Here is an 18,419-nt window from a genome sequence, read left to right as displayed (position 1 = left end):
GGGCCTTGCCCCGGGAGCATTCCCATGTCCGAAGCGACCATCGATACCGCCGCCGCCTGGTGGCGGACGTCGATCATCGACATCCATCCAGGTTCGATCCGGGTGCGCGGCTACGCCATCGAGGAGCTGATCGGCACGATCGGCTTCCCCGACATGGTCTGGCTGATGCTGCGCGGCGACCTGCCGACGCCGGCGCAGGGCCGGCTGCTGGGGGCCGCGCTGGTCGCGGCGGTGGACCACGGGCCGCAGGCGCCGTCCATCGCCACGGCCCGCATGGCCGCCACCTGCGGCGTCGGGCTGAACAACGCCATGGCCTCCGGCATCAACGCGCTGGGCGACGTCCATGGCGGCGCCGGCCAGCAATGCATGGAGTTGTACACGACCATCGCCGCCCGCATGGCGGAAGGCGCCACCCTGGCCGCGGCGGCGGACGCCGAGATCGCCGCCCGGCTGGAGCGGCGCGAGCACATTCCCGGCTTCGGCCACCGCTTCCACCCCGTCGATCCCCGCGCCGGCCGCCTGCTGGCCCTGGTGGAGGAGGCGAAGGGCGAGGGGGCGGTGACCGGGGAGGTCGCCGCCATCGGCCGCGCCGTCGAGGACGCGCTGGCCGCCCGCAAGGGCAAGCGCGTGCCGATGAACATTGACGGCGCCACCGCCGTGGTGTTCGCCGAACTCGGCTTCCCGTCCGGGCTCGGGCGCGGGCTGTTCGTGCTGTCGCGCTCGGTCGGCATCCTGGCGCACGCCTGGGAGCAGTCGCAGCAGGGCGGCCGGATCAAGGGGCCGATGCCGCCGTCCATCCCCTACCGCTACGACGGCGCCGCGCCGCGCCCGGTGCCGGGAGGCGGCGCATGACCGGCCCGTCCGCCGACAATCCGCTGCCCCTGGCCGGCGTCAAGGTGCTCGACTTCGGCCACACGGTGATGGGGCCGTCCTGCGCCATGATCCTCGCCGACCTCGGCGCCGACGTGGTGAAGATCGAGCCGGTGCCCAACGGCGAGCCCACCCGCCATCTGAAGGGCTTCGGCACCGGCTATTTCGGCTATTTCAACCGCAACAAGCGTTCGCTCGCCGTCGACCTGAAATCGCCGGAAGGACGCGAGATCGCCCGCCGCCTCGTCGCCGAGACCGACGTGCTGGTGGAGAATTTCGCCCCCGGCACAATGGACCGGCTGGGGTTGGGCGCCGAGACGCTGGCCGCCGTCAACCCGCGGCTGATCTACGCCAGCCTGAAAGGCTTCCTCGACGGCCCGTACGCCGGGCGCCTCGCCCTCGACGAGGTGGTGCAGATGATGACCGGGCTCGCCTACATGACCGGGCCGAGCGGCCGGCCGCTGCGCGCCGGCACCTCGGTGGTGGACATCACCGGCGGCATGTTCGCGGTCATCGCCATCCTGGTGGCGCTGCGCGAGCGGGAGCGGACCGGCCGGGGGCAGACCGTCGAATCCGCCCTGTTTGAGACCACGGTGTTCCTGATGGGGCAGCATCTCTGCTACGCCGCCCAGTCGGACGCGCCGATCCCGCCGATGCCGGAGCGCGTGTCGGCCTGGGCGGTCTACGAGACCTTCCACACCGCCGACGGGCGGCCGATCTTCGTCGGGATCACCACTGACAGCCATTGGGAGCGCTTCTGCGCCACCATCGACCGGCCGGACCTGCGCGACGATCCGCAGTTCCGCACCAACAACGACCGCATCGCCGCCCGGGCGCGCCTGCTGCCGCTGCTGACGGCGCTGTTCGGCGGCCTGTCGATGGAGGAGGCGGTGTCGGTGTGCGAGCGCGCCCGCATCCCCTTCGCCCCGATCGCCCGGCCGGAGGACCTGTTCGACGACCCGCATCTGCGGGCGACCGGCGGGCTGATGCCGACCACCCTGCCCAACGGGGTGCGGACCGCCCTGCCGCGGCTGCCGATCCATGTGGCGGACGCGGATCTGGCGATCCGATGCGATCCGCCGCGCGTCGGCCAGGACACGCGCGCCGTGCTGGCCGAGGCCGGCTACGACCCCGCGGTGGTCGAGCGGCTGGTGGAGGCCGGGATCATCGTGGCCGATGGCACCATCAATGGCACCACCGACCGTGCACCGGGCAAGAATCAGAAACGCCTCGCCGGATGAAGCGGGACAGGTCAGGAGACGAATGAAATGACGGAGGAAACCAGGATGAGCCCGGCCGGCAACAACATCGCCAGCGACACCCCCAGCGACAATGAAATCAGCGATCTGGTGATCGTCGGCTGCGGCATCGCCGGGCTTTCGGCGGCGGTGACGGCGCTGCAGGCCGGGCTGTCGGTCACGCTGCTGGAGCGGGCGCCGGAGGAGGATTTCGGCGGCAACTCGCGCTGGACCGAAGCCTACATGCGGATGAAGAACGATTCCGAGATCGCCGACGATTTCGAGGAGCATTTCGCCGCCAACGCCGGGCTGAACATCGACCCCAACGTGCTGGCCGCCGCCGCCGAGCCCTATGAATACTGGCCCGATTACGTGAAGGCCCATCCCTTCCCCGATCCGGAGGTGATCGCCCGCTTCGCCGAGCGGGTGCCGACGACCATCGGCTGGCTCAAGGAGTTCGGCCTGCGCTTCGAGCCGCAGCCGATCTATCTGCTGACCCAGAACACCCAGCGCATCGCCGCCCAGGGCGGCGGCCTCGCCCTGATCGAGCGGCTGATGGCGGAGGCAAAGGCGCTGGGCGCCCGCGTGCTCTACCGCACCACCGCGCTCGACCTGCTGCGCGACGAACAGGGCCGCATCGGCGGCGTCCACGCCACCGGGCCGGACGGCCTGCGTGTCGCCATCCGCGGCCGTTCGACGGTGCTGGCCTCGGGTGGCTACCAGGGCAACACGGAGATGATGACCCGCTACATGGGGGCGCGCGCCAAGCATGTGCGGCCGGTGGCGCGCGGCGGCTACTACAACCGCGGCGAGGGCATCCGCATGGCGCTCGACGCCGGAGCGGCGCCGGCCGGCGATTTCGGCTCCTACCACGCCGAGCCGGTCGATCCGCGCTCCCGCCAGCCCGAGGCGGTGATCTTCATCTGGCCCTACGGCGTGCTGGTCAACAAGCGGGGCGAGCGCTTCCTCGACGAGGCGCCGGGCACCGCCGACGCCACCTACGACCACATCACGCGCGTTGTCGCCGACCAGCCGGACGGGCTCGCCTACGTCCTGTTCGACGATCAGGTGGAAGACATCCCGCGCTGGCGCACCAGCATCCGCAGCGACGTGCCGGCCATCGAGGCGCCGACGCTCGACGCCCTGATCGAGAAGCTCGGCCTGCCGGCCGAGGCCACCAAGGCGACGGTCGCCGCCTACAACGCCGCCTGCCCGGCCGACGCCGCCGGTTTCGACCCGACGCGGGTGGACGGTCTGGCGACGACCGGCCTGACCCCGGCCAAGACCAATTGGGCGCGCCCGCTGGTCAAGGGGCCGTTCCGCGCCTTCCCCATCGTCTCGGCCAACTGCTTCACTTTCGGCGGGCTGAAGGTGGATGTGGACGCCCGCGTTCTCGACGGCAACGGCCAACCGATGCCCGGCCTCTACGCGGCGGGCGAGACGGTCGGCCTCTACCATCAGGTCTACACCGGCTCGACCTCGGTCCTGCGCGGCGCCGTGTTCGGCCGGCTCGCCGCCCAGCACGCGGCCCAGACCATGGCCGCGTCGCGGAACGCCGGCTGATCATCATAAGAAAATCTCGGGTCCAAGGATTCATTGGGAGGAAATCGTGAAGCGCTACGCCGTGACGGCGGCCATCGCCGCCTGCCTGCTCGCCCAGGCCCAGTCCGCACCGGCCCACGCCCAGGGCGCCGCCTACAGCGACGGCAAGATCAAGATCGGCATCCTGACCGATCTGTCGGGCCAGCTCTCCGACAGCACCGGACAGGGCTCGATCGCCGCCGCGCAGATGGCGGTGGAGGATTTCGGCGGCGCCATCAACGGCACGCCCGTCGAGCTGATCTTCGCCGACCATCAGAACAAGGCCGACATCGGCGCCTCGACGGCGCGGCGCTGGTACGACGTCGATCAGGTGGACGCCATCATCGACGTGCCGAACTCCGCGGTGGCGCTGGCCGTGCAGCAGATCACCAAGGAGGCCAACCGCGTCGCCATCTTCTCCTCCCCGGCCAGTTCGGACCTGACCGGCAAGGCCTGCACACCGAACGGGCTGCATTGGACCTACGACACCTACGCCCTCGCCCATGTGACGGCGGAGGCGGTGGTGGCCTCGGGCCTGAGCAGCTGGTACTTCCTGACCTCGGACTACGCCTTCGGCCATGCGCTGGAGCGTGACACCGGCGCCGTCGTCGAAAGCCAGAAGGGCAAGGTGCTGGGCAGCGTCCGCGTGCCGGCCAACAACGCCGACTTCTCGTCCTTCCTGCTCCAGGCCCAGGCGTCGCCGGCGAAGGTCGTGGCGCTCGCCACCGCCGGGGCCGACACCCAGAACGCGATCAAGCAGGCGGCGGAGTTCGGGCTCGGCCAGTCGGGCAAGAACATCGTGGCGTTGCTGCTCGCCATCAGCGAGGTCCATGCGCTGGGCCTGCCGGCGACCCAGGACATCATGCTGACCACCCCCTTCTACTGGGACATGGACGACGGGACGCGCGCCTTCTCCAAGCGCTTCTTCGAGAAGCGCAAGGCGATGCCGACCTTCTATCAGGCTGGCGTCTACGGCGCGGTCAGCCATTACCTGAAGGCGATCAAGGCCGCCGGGACGGACGCCGCCCCCGACGTCATGAAGACGATGAAGGCGACCCCGGTGAACGACTTCATGACGAAGAACGGCTCGGTGCGCGAGGACGGCCGGGTGCTGCGCGACATGCATCTGTTCCAGGTGAAGACCCCCGCGGAGTCCAAGGCGCCCTGGGACTATTACAAGCTGGTCCGCAGCGTTCCCGCCGAACGCGCCTTCCGGCCGCTGTCCGAAAGCGACTGCCCGCTCGTCAAGAAGATGTAAGGCGAAACACGCCGTCGGGGCGCGGCGCTTCGGCGACGCGGCGACGCGGCACCGGCGGCGTCGCGCCCCTTGCGCGAACGGCGCGAGGCCGGCTCATCACCGGGAAAGGACAGACATGACCACCGGACACATGACCGGGCACACCGGCGACATCATTCTGGAAGCGCGTGGCCTGACGATGGAGTTCAAGGGCTTCGTCGCGGTGAAGGAGGTGAACCTCCAGGTCCGCCGCGGCACCATCCACGCGCTGATCGGCCCGAACGGGGCGGGCAAGAGCACGGTCTTCAACCTGCTGACCAAGTTCCTGACACCGACGCGCGGCCGGATTCTCTACAAGGGACGAGACATCACCGCCATGAAGCCCGCCGACGTGGCGCTGCTCGGCATGGTCCGCTCCTTCCAGATCTCCGCGGTCTTCCCGCACCTCAGCGTGCTGGAGAATGTCCGCGTCGCGTTGCAGCGCCCGCTCGGCACCAGCTTCCATTTCTGGAAGTCCGAGGAGACGCTGCGCGACCTGCGGGGCCGCGCGCTGGAGCTGATCGAGGCGGTGAACCTCACCCCGTGGGCCGACCATCTGGCCGCCGAGCTGCCCTACGGGCGCAAGCGCGCGCTGGAGATCGCCACCACGCTCGCACTCGACCCGGAGGTGATGCTGCTTGACGAGCCGCTGGCCGGCATGGGCCACGAGGACATCGAGGGCACCGCCGCCCTCATCAAGCGCGTTTCCGCCGACCGCACCATCCTGATGGTGGAGCACAACCTGTCGGTCGTCGCCCACCTGTCGGACACCATCACGGTGCTCCGCCGCGGCGAAATCCTGGCGGAAGGGCCGTACGAGGCCGTCTCGCGCAACCCGCAGGTCATGGAAGCCTACATGGGGACCGGACATGCCTGAGGGGATGCGCGCAACGACCGCCCGGACCGGGACGGCGATGCTCGACATCGCCGACCTGCACGGCTTCTACGGCGAAAGCCATGTGCTGCACGGCGTCGACATCGCGGTGCGGCAGGGCGAGGTGGTGACGCTGCTCGGCCGCAACGGCGCCGGCAAGACCTCCACCATGCGCGCCATCATGGGGATCATGGGCAAGCGCACCGGCTCCATCCGCTTCCAGGGCCAGGAGCTGATCGGTATGGCGCCGCACAAGATTCCCCGCCTCGGCATCGGCTACGTGCCGGAGGAGCGCGGGATTTTCTCCTCGCTCAGCGTGGACGAGAATCTGGCGCTGCCGCCGGTGGTGAAGGAGGGCGGGATGACGGTCCCGCAGATCCACGCGCTGTTCCCCAACCTGAAGGGCCGTGGGGCGACGCAAGGCACGCGCCTGTCCGGCGGCGAGCAGCAGATGCTGGCGATCGGCCGCATCCTGCGCACCGGCGCCGGCCTGATCCTGCTGGACGAGCCGACCGAGGGACTCGCCCCCGTCATCATCGAGCAGATCGGCGTGGCGGTGCGGGCGCTGAAGCAGCGCGGCTTCACCATCCTGCTGGTCGAGCAGAACTTCCGCTTCGCCGCCACCATCGCCGACCGTCACTACGTGATGGAGGAGGGGCATGTGGTGGACATGATCCCCAACGACCAGCTCCACGCCAATATGGACAAGCTCCACACCTATCTCGGCGTGTGAGCGGGAGAAGAACGCCCGATGTCCCAACTGCTCGGCATTCCGCCGCAGGCCCTGTTCGGCCAGCTTCTGCTCGGCCTGATCAACGGCTCCTTCTACGCGCTGCTCAGCCTCGGGCTGGCCGTGATCTTCGGCATGCTCAACGTCGTCAACATGGCGCACGGCGCCCTCTACATGGTCGGCGCCTTCGTGGCGTGGCTTCTGCTGACCTACGCCGGTGTCGGCTACTGGGGGGCACTGATTCTGGCGCCGCTGGTGGTCGGGCTGGTCGGGCTGGCGCTGGAGCGCACGCTGCTGCGCCGGCTCTACAAGGTCGACCATCTCTACGGCCTGCTGCTGACCTTCGGCCTCGCGCTGATCTTCGAGGGCGCCTTCCGCCATCACTACGGCGTGTCGGGCCAGCCCTACCCGATCCCGGACCTGCTGAAGGGCGGGACCAACCTCGGCTTCATGTATCTGCCGACCTACCGCGGCTGGGTGGTGGCGGCCTCGCTGCTGGTCTGCCTGGGCACGTGGTTCGCCATCGAGCGGACGAAGCTGGGCGCCTATCTGCGGGCGGCCACCGAGAACCCGACCCTGGTCCAGGCCTTCGGCATCAACGTGCCGGTGATGGTGTCGCTGACCTACGGCTTCGGGGTGGCGCTGGCCGGGCTGGCCGGGGTGCTGGCCGCACCGATCTATCAGGTCTCGCCGATGATGGGCTCAAACCTCATCATCGTCGTCTTCGCGGTGGTGGTGATCGGCGGCATGGGTTCGATCCTCGGCGCCATCGTCACCGGCCTGGGGCTGGGTTTGCTGGAGGGCCTGACCAAGGTCTTCTACCCGGAAGCCTCCAACATCGTCGTCTTCGTCATCATGGCTGTGGTGCTGATGGTCAAGCCCGCCGGCCTGTTCGGGCGGGAGAGATAAGCCATGAGCCTGCAAACCAGGGACACGCTGCACGAAGGTCTCGCCCTGCGCGGCGGTTCCCCGAAGGTCCTGCTGACCGGGGCCCTGCTGCTTCTGGCAGTCCTGGCGCCCTACGCCCTGTACCCGGTCTTCCTGATGAAGGTGCTGTGCTTCGCGCTGTTCGCCTGCGCCTTCAACCTGCTGATCGGCTTCGCCGGTCTGCTGAGCTTCGGCCATGCCGCCTTCTTCGGCGGGGCGGCCTACGTCGCCGCCCACGCGGTCAAGGAATGGGGCTGGACGCCCGAGGCCGGGCTGCTCGCCGCCACCGCGGCCGCCGGGGCGATGGGGCTGGTCTTCGGCCTGCTCGCCATCCGCCGGCAGGGCATCTACTTCGCCATGATCACCCTGGCGCTGAGCCAGATGATCTTCTTCCTGGCCCTGCAACTGCCCTTCACCCATGGCGAGGACGGCATCCAGGCGGTGCCGCGCGGGCATCTGTTCGGGCTGTTCGACCTCAGCCGGCCGCTGACCATGTACTACGTCGTGCTGGCGATCTTCCTCGGCGGCTTCGCCCTGATCTGGCGCACGGTCCACTCGCCCTTCGGTCAGGTGCTGAAGGCGATCCGCGAGAACGAGCCGCGCGCCGTGTCGCTGGGCTACCGCACCGACCGTTACAAGCTGCTGGCCTTCGTGCTGTCGGCGGCGCTGGCCGGGCTGGCCGGCGGAACCAAGGCGCTGGTCTTCCAACTCGCCTCGCTGACCGACGTGACGTGGCAGATGTCGGGCGAGGTGGTGCTGATGACGCTGCTCGGCGGCATGGGCACGCTGCTCGGCCCGGTGGTGGGGGCGGCGCTGGTGGTGACGCTGGAAAGCTATCTCGCCTCGACCAGCCTGCCGGTGCCGGTGGTGATCGGCGCGATCTTCGTCGTCTGCGTGCTGCTGTTCCGCCGCGGCATCGTGGGTGAACTGCTGCACCGCCTGCCCGGTAAGGGGAAACGCTGATTCCCGGCCGCGCCGGAGTCTCGCTGCCGCTGCGCAGCAGGAATTCCGGCGCGCCGGTCGGTGCGGTGGTGGCCACGGCGGTCCAGGACATGGGCCGCAATCCCGGCATCAGTGCCGCCTGAGGCTCAGGACCCTGCGGGCCGCCGTCACGGCGTCGGCAGCGGCATCGTCAGCGTCACCCAGGTGCCGGCCTGCTTGCGGTCATAGGCCAACCGCGCCCCCAGGCTGGCCGTCATCGCCTGGACGATCCGCGTGCCGAGGCCGGTTCCACGCGGAGCGTCGCCATTGCGGAAACCGACGCCGTCATCCTCCACGCTCACCGACAGAGCCCCGTCGGCGGCCGTGGCCCGGACGCGGATGCTGCCGGTCCGGCCATCCGGATAGGCGTATTTGCAGGCGTTGGTGACCAGCTCGGTCACGATCACCGCCAGCGACACGGCCTGATCGGTCGGCACCGACACCGCGTCGGCGGCGACGATGAAACGGTCCGGGCGCCGGGACGCCATCGCGGTGTGCATCCCGGCGAGAAGCGTTTCCAGATAGAGGTCGAGCCGGACGGAGCGCACATCGTCGGAGGTGTAGAGGCTCCGGTGGATGCCGGCGATCGCGACGATGCGCGCCTGGGTCTCCTGCAGCGCGGCGCGGGCCTCGGAGTCGGACAGGTCGGATTGCTGCATCTGGATGAAGGCGCCGACCATGGCGAGGCTGTTGGCGACGCGGTGGTTGACCTCGCGCAGCAGCAACTCCGCGCGGTCCCGCGCGGCGCGCACCTCGCGCTCCGCACGCTCCCGCTCCCGGCGCAGATGCGCCTTCTCCCGGGCCTGCTCGATGGCCGCCACCAGCAGGTCGAAGAATCCGTCGCCGGCCTCCTTGGGGACGTAATCGTCCGCGCCGGCCTTCAGCGCCGCGACGGCCACCCGTGTGTCGCCGGCGCCCGTGACATAGATGACCGGCGGCGCGTCCTCGCGCGACAGCAGGCCGGGCAGGATGTCCAGCCCGGTCGCCCCCGGCATCTCGTGGTCCAGGCCGACCACCGCGATGCCGCCCTGGTCCAGCCGCGCCAACCCCTCCCAGCCGTCCTTCGCCCATTCCACGGCGTAGCCGCGCCGTTCGAGCCTGCGCTGCACCAGCCGCGCCATGGCGACGTCGTCGTCAATGTAGAGGATGCGGACGGTCGGGTCGCTCATGCTTCCGCCCCGGGGATCTGCATGACGGAAAAGAGCAGTTCCAGTTTCCGGATCGCGTCGGCGAAGCTGTCGTAGTTCACCGGCTTGGTGATGTAGACGTTGGCCCCGATGTCGTAGCAGCGCCGGATGTCCTGAAGGTCGTCGGTGGTGGTCAGCACGACGACCGGAAAGCGCCGGGTGTGGGGGTTGGCCTTGAGGCGGGCCAGGATGTCGATCCCGGTCATGTCGGGAAGATTCAGGTCGAGAAGGATGAGAAGCGCCCGCCCCATGCTCTCCCGCCCGCTTCCGTCCGCGCCGAACAGATAGGCCAGCGCGCTGGTGCCGTCGGCGAAGGGAACGATGTCGTTGGTGACGCCGGTCCGCCGGATGTTCTTCTCGATCAGCCGGGCATGCCCCTCATCGTCCTCGATCATGACGATGCGCATCGACTGGGTGTCATGCGCCATGAGCGGGCGCCTCCGATGGCAGGGCAAGGGCTTTGGGAAGGCTTATGCGAAAGACGCTGCCCTGTCCAGGAACCGATTCGACGGTGACGTCGCCCTGCAGGCGCCGGACCAGCGTCCGCACATAGGCCAGCCCGATCCCCTCCCCCGGCCGGTCCTGAGCGCCGGACCGGCGGAACAGCTCGAAGATCCGCTCGTGGTCCTGCGGCGCGATTCCTCGGCCGTTGTCGGCGACCTCGAAAAGCAGGCGATCCTCGTCGGCCCGTCCGCGGACGACGATCCGTCCCGGCCGCGCCGGATCGAGATACTTGATCGCGTTGTCGAGCAGGTTGCCGAACACCTGCTCCAGGGCGAGCCGATCGGCCATCAAGACCGGCAGGAGCCCCTCGATGGCGATGGCGCAGCGCTGCTCGCCGGCCTGATGGCGGAGGCTGGCGACCACGGCGTCCAGCAGCGCCCGCATGGAGACCGGTTCCGGGTTCATCGCCCGGCCGCCCTGGCGCGCCAGGGCGAGGATGGCGTTGATCAGCCGGTCCATCTTCGTCGTCGAGGCACGGATGAAGCCGATGGCCTCCGGCAGGTCCTCCTCCACCGCCCGGCGCGCCTCCGACGCCACGGTGTCGCCGCCGTCCCGCGGCAGGCGGTCAAGGTGGGCGCGCACGCTCGCCAGCCCCGCCTCGAATTCGCCGGTGAAGCCCATCACGTTCACCAGCGGCGCGCGCAGGTCGTGGCTGACGATGTAGGCGAAGCGCTGGATCTCGCCGTTGGCGCGTTGCAGCTCCATCGTGCGCGCGGAGACGCGCTGTTCCAGGGAATCGTTGAGCGCCTGGATCGCGTGCTGCGCCCGCATGAGGTCGCGCGTGTAGCGGATGGCGATCCAGACGGCGCCGCCGACGACCAGCACGATGAACAGGCCGCCCAGATTGGCCACCCAACCCGATGCACGGACCTGCCCGATAAGGGCGGCGAGCTGGCTGTCGAGCTGCGCATCGGCGGGGGTGATCAGATCGGCGAGCGAGCGCCGGGCGTCGTCCATCAGCATCATGCCATGGCCGGTGCGCACGACGGACAGCGCCTCGTCCCGGCGGCCGGCCTCCATCAGCGCGATGGTCTGCGCCAGCTCCTCCCGTTTGGCGGCGGCGAGGACGGCGAGGCGGTCGACGATGCGCAACTCGTCGGCATCCCCGTCGGCAAGGTCGTGCAGCCGGGCGATCGTGGCGTCGACCGCGGTGACGGCGGCTTCGTAGGGCTTGAGATACCGGCGATCCTCGGTGAGCAGATACCCGCGCTGACCGACCTCGGCGTCCTGCAGCTGGCTGAGCAGCGTCCCGGCGGCGACCCGCAACGCGGTCGTGCGGCCAACGGCCCCCGAGAATTCCCGCGCGCTCTCGGCCAGCCATCCCGACATCGCGACGATCCCCAACAGCGTCAACGCGGCGGCGAGCAGCATCAGAAGGGCGCGCCGGGTGACGGTGGTGCTGAACGTGTGCATCGCGGACGGCCGTCCACCAGCGGAAGGGGGTGGGGACCTATAGCAAGTCGGCACGCGCTTGGCAATTTGGGTTGCACCAAAACGTTGCCGATCCTGCGGCGTCACGACCGGTTCCCTCACCAATCCTCCTCCGCCGGGCAAATTGTGCCCATGGGCAAAGTCCGATCACGCGCAAGTCGAGCGAATCCGCCACTTGACGCTCGCCGGACGGCCTGCGGACGGCATATGCGGCTTTTCCGGCGCGGCGCAGGCATGGCACAACCTTTGCTATTCCCTCCTCCACCGACAACGCCCATGAACCGTGATGGAGGGGAATGTGCAAATCCTTGGGACTCATCCGACCGCCGGTCCCGCGGCCGTCCCGGACCGGAGCCGGACGCCCGGCGTCGGCCCATCCACCGGCGCGCCCAGCTTCTCGGACCTGCTCTCGGCGAACGCCTCCGATCCGCCGGCCCCTTCGGCCGCATCGGCCGAGAGCGATGAGATCGCCCGCATGCAGAAGGAGCTGGCCGCCTACAAGAGCGAACGGGACAAGGTCGTCCGGAACCGGACCAGCGACCCGCCGGCGTTCCAGATGGCGCTGCCCGTCAACGACCGCGGCTACATGCCCTATGTGACGGCCGACCAGCAGAAGCTGATGGACCGCATCACCGACTCCTATCTCGGCCGGCCGGAACATGAGATGGCCAAGATGTGGGAGGAGCTGAGGGCCAACGGCCTGACGCCGGAGCAACTCGTGCGCACCGCGGACTATTTCATCAATCTCGACGGCGAGATCGTCAGCCGTGCCGTGGCGACGGGCGGTCAGCGCTCCACCCAGCACGGCAGCACCGCCTGGACGGCCTCGAGCGTCTGACGGCCGAGTCCGCCTGGGGATGGAGGCTTCGGCCGGACGAGGCGACGTCCGGGACCGGCGCCCACTATGTGGCGTCGGCTTCCGGCTTTTGCGCGTCGCCCTCCTGCCCTTCCTGGATGAGTTGCGACCGAAGGCCGGCGGGGGCGCCCTCCGCCCAGACCAGCAGCGCGTCAAGCGCCGGGCACAGGGACTGGCCCCACTCCGTCAGGTGATACTCGACCTTCGGCGGGACCTGATGATGAACGATGCGCCCGACCACGCCGTCGTTTTCGAGCTGGCGAAGCTGCTGGATCAGCATCTTCTGGGAAATGCCGGGGATGGCCCTCTCAAGATCGGAGAAGCGCCGCACCTGACCGCCGAACAGCTGGAACAGGATCACCAGCTTCCACCGGCCCTCCAGGACCCGGAGCACGTTCTGCACGCTCTGGGCCGCCGACCGCGCCGTGTAGGACGCACGCTTACCTTCCGGTAAGTACCTTACTTTTTCGTCGGTTCTTGTCATCCGGAAAGCTTAATAGCACCCTCTCTCCCTCGCAACACATTCCCGGAGAGAGCCCATGGCCCATGATCTTCCCCTGGTTGACCTGCCCGCGGCGGTCGCCAACTATGTCGCGGCCAATGCCCGTCTCGACGCCGACGGCATGCTCGCGTCCTTCGCACCGCAGGCGGTCGTCCTCGACGATGGCGGCCGGCATGAAGGACGCGAACAGCTCAAGACCTGGATCCGCACGGCGATCCTCGGCAGCCGGGCGATCTTCACCCCCGAGTCCTGGCGCGACGAGGATGGCCGGATCGCGGTGGACGGCGTGACCTCGGGCGATTTCAAGGGAAGCCCGATCCGCTTCACCTTCCGCTTCCAGCTCGAGGACGGGGCGATCGTCGCTCTGGCGATCGCGTGATGGCCGCCCGCATCGATCCCCTCGAGTTCCAGGGGCGCCGTGTCGTTGTCACCGGCGGAACCAAGGGCACCGGCCGGGCGACCGTCCAGAGATTCGTCGCGGGCGGGGCCCAAGTCCTGACGGCGGCGCGCCACGGTGCCGGCGATCCGGCGGGCGCACGGTTGGTGGAAGCGGACCTGACCACTCCGGAAGGCGTCCGGACGCTCGCGGAGGCGGCCATGGACATCCTTGGCGGCGTCGACGTGCTCGTGCATGTCCTGGGGGGCTCCGCATCCCCCGGCGGCGGCTTCGCCGCGCTGACGGACGATCATTGGCGGACCGAGCTTGACCTGAACCTGTTCGCCGCGGTGCGGCTCGATCGAGCCCTGCTTCCGCCGATGATCAGCCGCGGCAACGGCGCGGTCATCCACGTCTCATCCATCCAGCACCGGCTGCCGCTCCATGATTCCACCACCGCCTATGCGGCCGCCAAAGCGGCGCTGACGACCTACAGCAAGGCGCTGTCGAAGGAAGTCGGCCCCAAGGGGGTGCGGGTGAACGTCGTCTCGCCGGGGTGGATCTACACGGAGGCCGCCGACGCGCTGATGGCCCGCATCGCGGCCAGCACCGGCGGAACACCCGAGACCGCGCGGCAAAGCGTTCTGGACGCGCTTGGGGGCATCCCGCTCGGGCGCCCGGCCCGGCCTGAGGAGGTCGCGGAACTCATCGCCTTCCTGGCCTCGGACCGCGCGTCCGCGATCCACGGCGCGGAGCATGTCATCGACGGCGGAACGATCCCGACGGTCTGACCTGCCCCCCGCCCCACACCGGTGGCAGGGCGGACAGCCCCGCCGCCGGCGCGCGGCGCTCCGCAATCGACCGTACACCGTATTCGCTGGAGCGGACCGGCGGAATGCTGATAGGTTGAGCGGGGCTTCAACGGGCGAAGGGGTGTCTTGGATGCCGCTGACGGAAAGGACCGCCCAGGGCGATCAGTATGTCTTTCCCGGCGCGGAACGCCGGACCGAGCCCGGCCTGCCTTACGCCGCCGAGCCCAACGGCCAACTCGCCCTCCACTTCTACGAACCGCCCCGTGCCGACGAACGGGACCCCGGCAAGCCGCTGCCCCTGCCGCGCCCGCTCCCCCGCCCCACCGCGATCAGCGAGGGTCCGCTCGCCGGCCGCGTTGCGTTCTTCCCGCAGGTCATGAATGATGTGACCGAAGCTTTCCGAGCGTTTTCCAGCGTGACGAGAGAAAACCAGGATTGAGCGTTCGGGGATGATCCTTCGCTCCTGTTCGCGGTCCGCTGACCATCCAAGGATCGACCTTCATGCCTTTTGACAATCCGGCGGGTGATCGGGCCCGTCGGCAACCGCGGATCGGCAAGCCGGCCCGGCGGCAGACCGCTTCCGGAGCCCCGGCGCACACCCAACCGAAGGTGAACGGCTCCGCCCAGCAGAAGCACGCCCAGTGGCTGGCCCGCGCCGACGACGCCGAGCGGGCCGGCGATGCCGTCGAAGCCGAAACCTGCCGCCAGCACGCGGAGCATTGGTTCCGCGTGGCCCACGACCGCTTGTAGGACCGGCCCGATCCGCTGACCTGAGACCGTGAAGGTGTCCGCGCCCGCCATGGTTGGAGCGAAGGGGGTTGGAGCGAAGGGGGGGCGCGCCCTTTGATGGACGCGGCGGGGGTTTCCGGGGCACGCGCGTCTCGCCCCCGCATTTGTCCGCCCTCGAATGATGCTTTTGCACACGTTGCGCCAAGCCCGAGCGCGTTGGTACCATCGCGGCCAAAATGTTGGTTTGCCAAACCAATCGAAGCCGGTTTTGGCAAGACCGATTTTGGCAAGACCGACTTGGCAAGGCCGATCGGGGAGGATCGACGATGGACAGCGCGCGGACGGCGCACATCGACGAGCTGCTGCGAGTCTCCGAAGGGGTTGGGTCCAGGCGTGACTCGATCATCCAGGAGTCCTGGCGCCGCTGCGTGGCCGACCACAAGCTCGACCCGGCCGTCGCGCGCGAGGCCTACATTCTGCCGAACGAGCGTCTGCGCGTGCACCGCGACGCGATGGACGAGTTCCTGCGCATGGCCCGCTTCGGGCTGGAGGCGCTGTACCGGCAGGTGGCGGGCATGGGCTATGTGCTGCTGCTGACCGACAGCAACGGCATCACCGTGGATTTCATCGGTGACCCGACCTTCGACGACCACCTGCGCCACGCCGGGCTGTATCTGGGGGCCGACTGGAACGAGGGGCGCGCCGGCACCTGCGCCGTCGGCACCTGCATCGCGACGGGCGAGCCGCTGACCGTCCACCAGACCGACCATTTCGACGCCACCCACATCGGCCTGACCTGCACGGCCTCCCCCGTCTACGACAGCGGCGGGGAGTTGGCGGCGGTGCTGGACATCTCCGCCCTGCGCTCGCCGGAGCCGAAGATCAGCCAGCATCTGGCGTTGCAGATGGTCCGCGGCTACGCGCACAAGATCGAAACGGCCAATCTCTACAACAACTTCCGGCGGGACTGGGTGGTCAAGCTCTCCTCCTCGCAGGAGTTCGCGGAGGTCGATCCGGATCTGGTCGTCGCGCTGGACGGCGCCGGCCGGATCATCGGTTTCAACAACCGCGCCCGCCGGGTGCTGACCCAGGGCGAGACCGGCGCCGCGCCGCTGCTCGGCCGGTCCTTCTCCGACGTCTTCGACGCGGAGGTCGACGACCTCCTGCGGTTCGTGCGGTCCATGCCGTCCGACCAGCGCACGCTGCGGCTGAAGCGCTGCGGCACCCCCCTCTTCGCCCAGGCGATGCCGCCGCCGGCCATCACCGTGCCGCGCCCGCGCCCCGTCGAGGAAACGAACCTGCCGGCGCCCCTCCAGGCCGTGTCGGGCGGCGATCCCGCCCTGACGTCCATGCTGGTGCGGGCCGCGAAGCTGGTGAACACGCGCATGAGCCTGCTGATCCACGGCGAGACCGGAACCGGCAAGGAGCATTTCGCCAAGGCTCTGCACCGGGCCAGCGTCCGCGCCGGAAAGCCCTTCGTCGCCGTGAACTGCGCCGCCCTGCCGGAATCCCTGATCGAAAGCGAGCTGTTCGGGCACGAGGCCGGCTCCTTCACCGGCGCGGCGGCGCGCGGCAAGAAAGGGCTGGTGCTGGAGGCGGACGGCGGCACCCTGTTCCTGGACGAGATCGGCGACATGCCGCTGTCCTCGCAGACCCGGCTGCTGCGCGTGCTGGCGGAGCGGGAGGTGACTCCGGTCGGCCGGACCAGGGCCGTGTCGGTGGACGTGCGCGTGATCGCGGCGACGCACCGCAATCTGGTCGACCTCGTGAAGGCCGGCGCCTTCCGCGACGACCTGTATTTCCGCCTGAACGGCGCCGTCTTCACCCTGCCGCCGTTGCGCCAGCGCGGCGACCTCGACTGGCTGATCGACCGCCTGCTGGCCGAGCGGGTGGACCGCGAGGGCATCGGCTTCGCCATCACCGCTCCGGCGCTGGCGGCGTTGCGCGCCCACAGCTGGCCCGGCAACGTGCGGGAACTGGTGAACGTGCTCGACTACGCCTGCGCCGTCTGCGCGGATGGAATGATCGCGCTGGACGACCTGCCCGACCCGGTCCATCGCAGCGGCGAGTTCGAGGCTTGGCCGGCCGACGCCCTGCCATCGTCCTCCCCCACGGCGGGGGACGATCAGGCCGGCCGCCTGCGCGAGGCGCTGCGCCGGCAGCACTGGAACGTGTCGGCGGTGGCGCGCGACCTGGGCGTGGACCGCTCGACCGTCCACCGTCAGATGCGCCGCCATGGGATCGTGGCGCCGCATCGGGCCTGACACCCTTCCCCCCTCCGGGGTGGGCGCTCCACCGATGCAACACCTGTGGCACCCGCCTGGGGCGGGTCGTGCAACACCACCCCGCCCCACCCGACCGAAGTTCCGCGATTCCGGAGACAATCCGCACCACAAACAAAGTGGCACGCCCCCTGCAACGCGCTCACCGACGCAGAAGCTGGGAGGGACTGCAGCGTGGTTCCCGTTGTCGGCATCATCGCCAATCCAGTCTCCGCCCGTGACATACGCCGGGTCGTCGCCAACGCGGCGAGCCTGCAGATCACGGATCGGGCGAACATCGTCCTGCGCGTCCTGGCCGCGCTCCGCGCCTGCGGGGTGAGCAACGTCCTGATGATGCCGGAACAGGGCGGCATCCGCGGCCATGTGGAGCGCGGCGTCGCCCGCGCCCGCGCGCACGGCGACGCGCCCTATCCCGCCATCCACCTCGTGGACATGCCGGTGACCGGCACCGTGGCCGACACCCATCGGGCCGCCGCGGCCATGCGGCAGGCCGGCGTGGCCGCCATCGTCGTGCTCGGCGGCGACGGCACGCACCGCGCCGTGGCGACCCATTGCGGCGACGTGCCGATCGCCGGCATCTCCACCGGCACCAACAACGCCTTCCCCGAACACCGGGAGCCGACCATCACCGGGCTGGCGACCGGTCTGGCCGTGACCGGCCAAGTGCCCGCCCCCATCGCCTTTTCCATGAACAAGCGCATCGACGTCTGCGTCAACGGCGGCGATGTGCGGGAGATCGCGCTGGTGGACGTGGCGCTGGTGACGGAGCGCTACATCGGCGCCCGCGCGCTTTACCGGACGGAGAATTTCCGGGAGCTGTTCGTGACCTTCGCCGATCCGGAGGTGATCGGCATGTCCGCCATCGCCGGCCTGCTGGAACCGGTCGCCCGCGACGAGAGCGGCGGGCTGATGGTCCGCCTCGCCACACCCGCGCAGCGGCAGGCCGGCACCTACCGGACCGAGTTGCGCGCGCCCATCGCGCCGGGGATGGTCACCGCGGTCGGCGTCACCGACTGGCGCCGCATGCCGGCCGGCGTGCCCTTCGTGCCGGAGGTGAAGGCAGGCTCCATCGCGCTGGATGGCGAGCGCGAGGTCTCCTTCTCGGCGCGCGACCGCGTGTCCCTGACGTTGCGGGACGACGCCTTCCGCACCGTCGACGTGGGCGGCTGCATGCGGTTCGCCGCCCAGAACCGGCTGCTGGCCGGCGTCCCCGCGCCCGCCCCGGCCACGCTTTCCAAGGCCGCCCTTTAAAAACCAGCCCTC

General features: G+C 69.6%; 19 protein-coding genes. 15 read left to right on the top strand and 4 right to left on the bottom strand.

Annotation, left to right across the window (positions count from 1 at the left end; translation table 11 throughout):
• Positions 1-24: 24 nt before the first annotated feature.
• The 8 genes from FBZ83_RS26675 to FBZ83_RS26640 all read left to right on the top strand — a co-directional run bounded on the left by FBZ83_RS26675 (position 25) and on the right by FBZ83_RS26640 (position 8,459).
• Complete coding sequence (locus FBZ83_RS26675) at positions 25-852, top strand: citryl-CoA lyase (RefSeq protein ID WP_145689833.1); 828 nt, start codon at positions 25-27, stop codon at positions 850-852.
• Positions 849-2,111, top strand: coding sequence for a CaiB/BaiF CoA transferase family protein (locus FBZ83_RS26670; protein WP_145689832.1), 1,263 nt, complete (start codon positions 849-851; stop codon positions 2,109-2,111). Before FBZ83_RS26675 ends, FBZ83_RS26670 begins: the two co-directional genes overlap by 4 nt.
• Before the next feature lie 27 nt (positions 2,112-2,138).
• Positions 2,139-3,671, top strand: a complete 1,533-nt coding sequence (locus tag FBZ83_RS32100) for an FAD-dependent oxidoreductase (RefSeq protein ID WP_247888490.1) — start codon at positions 2,139-2,141, stop codon at positions 3,669-3,671.
• Between the two features lie 46 nt (positions 3,672-3,717).
• Positions 3,718-4,947: an ABC transporter substrate-binding protein gene (locus FBZ83_RS26660; RefSeq protein ID WP_247888489.1), complete on the top strand. Its 1,230-nt coding sequence runs from the start codon at positions 3,718-3,720 to the stop codon at positions 4,945-4,947.
• 130 nt (positions 4,948-5,077) lie between these two features.
• Complete coding sequence (locus tag FBZ83_RS26655; protein WP_145689879.1) at positions 5,078-5,842, top strand: ABC transporter ATP-binding protein; 765 nt, start codon at positions 5,078-5,080, stop codon at positions 5,840-5,842.
• 4 nt (positions 5,843-5,846) lie between these two features.
• Complete coding sequence (locus FBZ83_RS26650; RefSeq protein WP_432612502.1) at positions 5,847-6,572, top strand: ABC transporter ATP-binding protein; 726 nt, start codon at positions 5,847-5,849, stop codon at positions 6,570-6,572.
• An 18-nt stretch (positions 6,573-6,590) separates the two neighbouring features.
• Complete coding sequence (locus FBZ83_RS26645) at positions 6,591-7,478, top strand: branched-chain amino acid ABC transporter permease (RefSeq protein WP_145689830.1); 888 nt, start codon at positions 6,591-6,593, stop codon at positions 7,476-7,478.
• A 3-nt stretch (positions 7,479-7,481) separates the two neighbouring features.
• Positions 7,482-8,459 (top strand): branched-chain amino acid ABC transporter permease, encoded by a 978-nt coding sequence (locus tag FBZ83_RS26640; protein ID WP_145689829.1) that lies wholly within the window; start codon positions 7,482-7,484, stop codon positions 8,457-8,459.
• Positions 8,460-8,605: 146 nt separating this feature from the next.
• On the opposite strand, the gene FBZ83_RS26635 is transcribed toward FBZ83_RS26640, so the two are convergent.
• Genes FBZ83_RS26635 through FBZ83_RS26625 form a run of 3 tightly spaced genes read right to left on the bottom strand, consistent with a single transcriptional unit; the run spans position 8,606 to position 11,581 of the window.
• Positions 8,606-9,646: a sensor histidine kinase gene (locus FBZ83_RS26635; RefSeq protein WP_145689828.1), complete on the bottom strand. Its 1,041-nt coding sequence runs from the start codon at positions 9,644-9,646 to the stop codon at positions 8,606-8,608.
• Positions 9,643-10,092, bottom strand: a complete 450-nt coding sequence (locus tag FBZ83_RS26630) for a response regulator (protein WP_145689827.1) — start codon at positions 10,090-10,092, stop codon at positions 9,643-9,645. The genes FBZ83_RS26635 and FBZ83_RS26630 overlap by 4 nt, the downstream gene beginning before the upstream one ends.
• The gene (locus FBZ83_RS26625; protein WP_145689826.1) at positions 10,082-11,581 is read right to left on the bottom strand and encodes a sensor histidine kinase; all 1,500 of its coding nucleotides are present in this window, start codon (positions 11,579-11,581) and stop codon (positions 10,082-10,084) included. Before FBZ83_RS26625 ends, FBZ83_RS26630 begins: the two co-directional genes overlap by 11 nt.
• Positions 11,582-12,074: 493 nt before the next feature.
• Between FBZ83_RS26625 and FBZ83_RS26620 the strand changes: the two genes are divergently transcribed.
• Positions 12,075-12,437 carry a hypothetical protein gene (locus FBZ83_RS26620; RefSeq protein ID WP_247888487.1) on the top strand — a complete coding sequence of 121 codons (363 nt, stop codon included), beginning with the start codon at positions 12,075-12,077 and terminating at the stop codon, positions 12,435-12,437.
• A gap of 64 nt (positions 12,438-12,501) precedes the next feature.
• Here FBZ83_RS26620 and FBZ83_RS26615 read toward each other — a convergent pair whose 3' ends face one another.
• Complete coding sequence (locus tag FBZ83_RS26615) at positions 12,502-12,858, bottom strand: winged helix-turn-helix transcriptional regulator (protein ID WP_200477354.1); 357 nt, start codon at positions 12,856-12,858, stop codon at positions 12,502-12,504.
• Positions 12,859-12,994: 136 nt separating this feature from the next.
• Here FBZ83_RS26615 and FBZ83_RS26610 point away from each other — a divergent pair, with 136 nt between their 5' ends.
• From FBZ83_RS26610 to FBZ83_RS26585, 6 genes are all read left to right on the top strand, one after another.
• Complete coding sequence (locus FBZ83_RS26610) at positions 12,995-13,336, top strand: nuclear transport factor 2 family protein (protein ID WP_145689823.1); 342 nt, start codon at positions 12,995-12,997, stop codon at positions 13,334-13,336.
• Positions 13,336-14,124 carry an SDR family oxidoreductase gene (locus tag FBZ83_RS26605; protein ID WP_145689822.1) on the top strand — a complete coding sequence of 263 codons (789 nt, stop codon included), beginning with the start codon at positions 13,336-13,338 and terminating at the stop codon, positions 14,122-14,124. The genes FBZ83_RS26610 and FBZ83_RS26605 overlap by 1 nt, the downstream gene beginning before the upstream one ends.
• Before the next feature lie 151 nt (positions 14,125-14,275).
• Complete coding sequence (locus FBZ83_RS26600) at positions 14,276-14,584, top strand: hypothetical protein (protein ID WP_145689821.1); 309 nt, start codon at positions 14,276-14,278, stop codon at positions 14,582-14,584.
• Positions 14,585-14,646: 62 nt separating this feature from the next.
• On the top strand, positions 14,647-14,895 hold the full coding sequence (locus tag FBZ83_RS26595; protein WP_145689820.1) for a DUF4167 domain-containing protein: 249 nt from the start codon (positions 14,647-14,649) through the stop codon (positions 14,893-14,895).
• Between the two features lie 305 nt (positions 14,896-15,200).
• A complete protein-coding gene (locus FBZ83_RS26590) occupies positions 15,201-17,138 on the top strand; it encodes a sigma-54-dependent Fis family transcriptional regulator (RefSeq protein WP_145689819.1) in 1,938 nt (645 codons plus the stop codon).
• 192 nt (positions 17,139-17,330) lie between these two features.
• Complete coding sequence (locus tag FBZ83_RS26585; protein WP_145689818.1) at positions 17,331-18,407, top strand: ATP-NAD kinase family protein; 1,077 nt, start codon at positions 17,331-17,333, stop codon at positions 18,405-18,407.
• The last annotated feature ends 12 nt before the right edge of the window (positions 18,408-18,419 follow it).

It is taken from the genome of Azospirillum brasilense (genome assembly GCF_007827815.1).
Classification (GTDB): domain Bacteria; phylum Pseudomonadota; class Alphaproteobacteria; order Azospirillales; family Azospirillaceae; genus Azospirillum; species Azospirillum brasilense_C.
The sequence above is the reverse complement of the archived record's forward strand: the minus strand, read 5'-3'. Positions and strand labels throughout refer to the sequence as shown.

What these genes read in the sequence shown, in the direction of transcription:
- FBZ83_RS26650 (WP_432612502.1), top strand. Translation starts at nt 5,847, where the DNA reads ATGCGCGCAACGACCGCCCGGACCGGGACGGCGATGCTCGACATCGCC.
- FBZ83_RS26675 (WP_145689833.1), top strand. Translation starts at nt 25, where the DNA reads ATGTCCGAAGCGACCATCGATACCGCCGCCGCCTGGTGGCGGACGTCG.
- FBZ83_RS26640 (WP_145689829.1), top strand. Translation starts at nt 7,482, where the DNA reads ATGAGCCTGCAAACCAGGGACACGCTGCACGAAGGTCTCGCCCTGCGC.
- FBZ83_RS26670 (WP_145689832.1), top strand. Translation starts at nt 849, where the DNA reads ATGACCGGCCCGTCCGCCGACAATCCGCTGCCCCTGGCCGGCGTCAAG.
- FBZ83_RS26655 (WP_145689879.1), top strand. Translation starts at nt 5,078, where the DNA reads ATGACCGGGCACACCGGCGACATCATTCTGGAAGCGCGTGGCCTGACG.
- FBZ83_RS26605 (WP_145689822.1), top strand. Translation starts at nt 13,336, where the DNA reads ATGGCCGCCCGCATCGATCCCCTCGAGTTCCAGGGGCGCCGTGTCGTT.
- FBZ83_RS26620 (WP_247888487.1), top strand. Translation starts at nt 12,075, where the DNA reads ATGCAGAAGGAGCTGGCCGCCTACAAGAGCGAACGGGACAAGGTCGTC.
- FBZ83_RS26625 (WP_145689826.1), bottom strand. Translation starts at nt 11,581, where the DNA reads ATGCACACGTTCAGCACCACCGTCACCCGGCGCGCCCTTCTGATGCTG.
- FBZ83_RS26610 (WP_145689823.1), top strand. Translation starts at nt 12,995, where the DNA reads ATGGCCCATGATCTTCCCCTGGTTGACCTGCCCGCGGCGGTCGCCAAC.
- FBZ83_RS26645 (WP_145689830.1), top strand. Translation starts at nt 6,591, where the DNA reads ATGTCCCAACTGCTCGGCATTCCGCCGCAGGCCCTGTTCGGCCAGCTT.
- FBZ83_RS26630 (WP_145689827.1), bottom strand. Translation starts at nt 10,092, where the DNA reads ATGGCGCATGACACCCAGTCGATGCGCATCGTCATGATCGAGGACGAT.
- FBZ83_RS26595 (WP_145689820.1), top strand. Translation starts at nt 14,647, where the DNA reads ATGCCTTTTGACAATCCGGCGGGTGATCGGGCCCGTCGGCAACCGCGG.
- FBZ83_RS26590 (WP_145689819.1), top strand. Translation starts at nt 15,201, where the DNA reads ATGGACAGCGCGCGGACGGCGCACATCGACGAGCTGCTGCGAGTCTCC.
- FBZ83_RS32100 (WP_247888490.1), top strand. Translation starts at nt 2,139, where the DNA reads ATGACGGAGGAAACCAGGATGAGCCCGGCCGGCAACAACATCGCCAGC.
- FBZ83_RS26635 (WP_145689828.1), bottom strand. Translation starts at nt 9,646, where the DNA reads ATGAGCGACCCGACCGTCCGCATCCTCTACATTGACGACGACGTCGCC.
- FBZ83_RS26600 (WP_145689821.1), top strand. Translation starts at nt 14,276, where the DNA reads ATGCCGCTGACGGAAAGGACCGCCCAGGGCGATCAGTATGTCTTTCCC.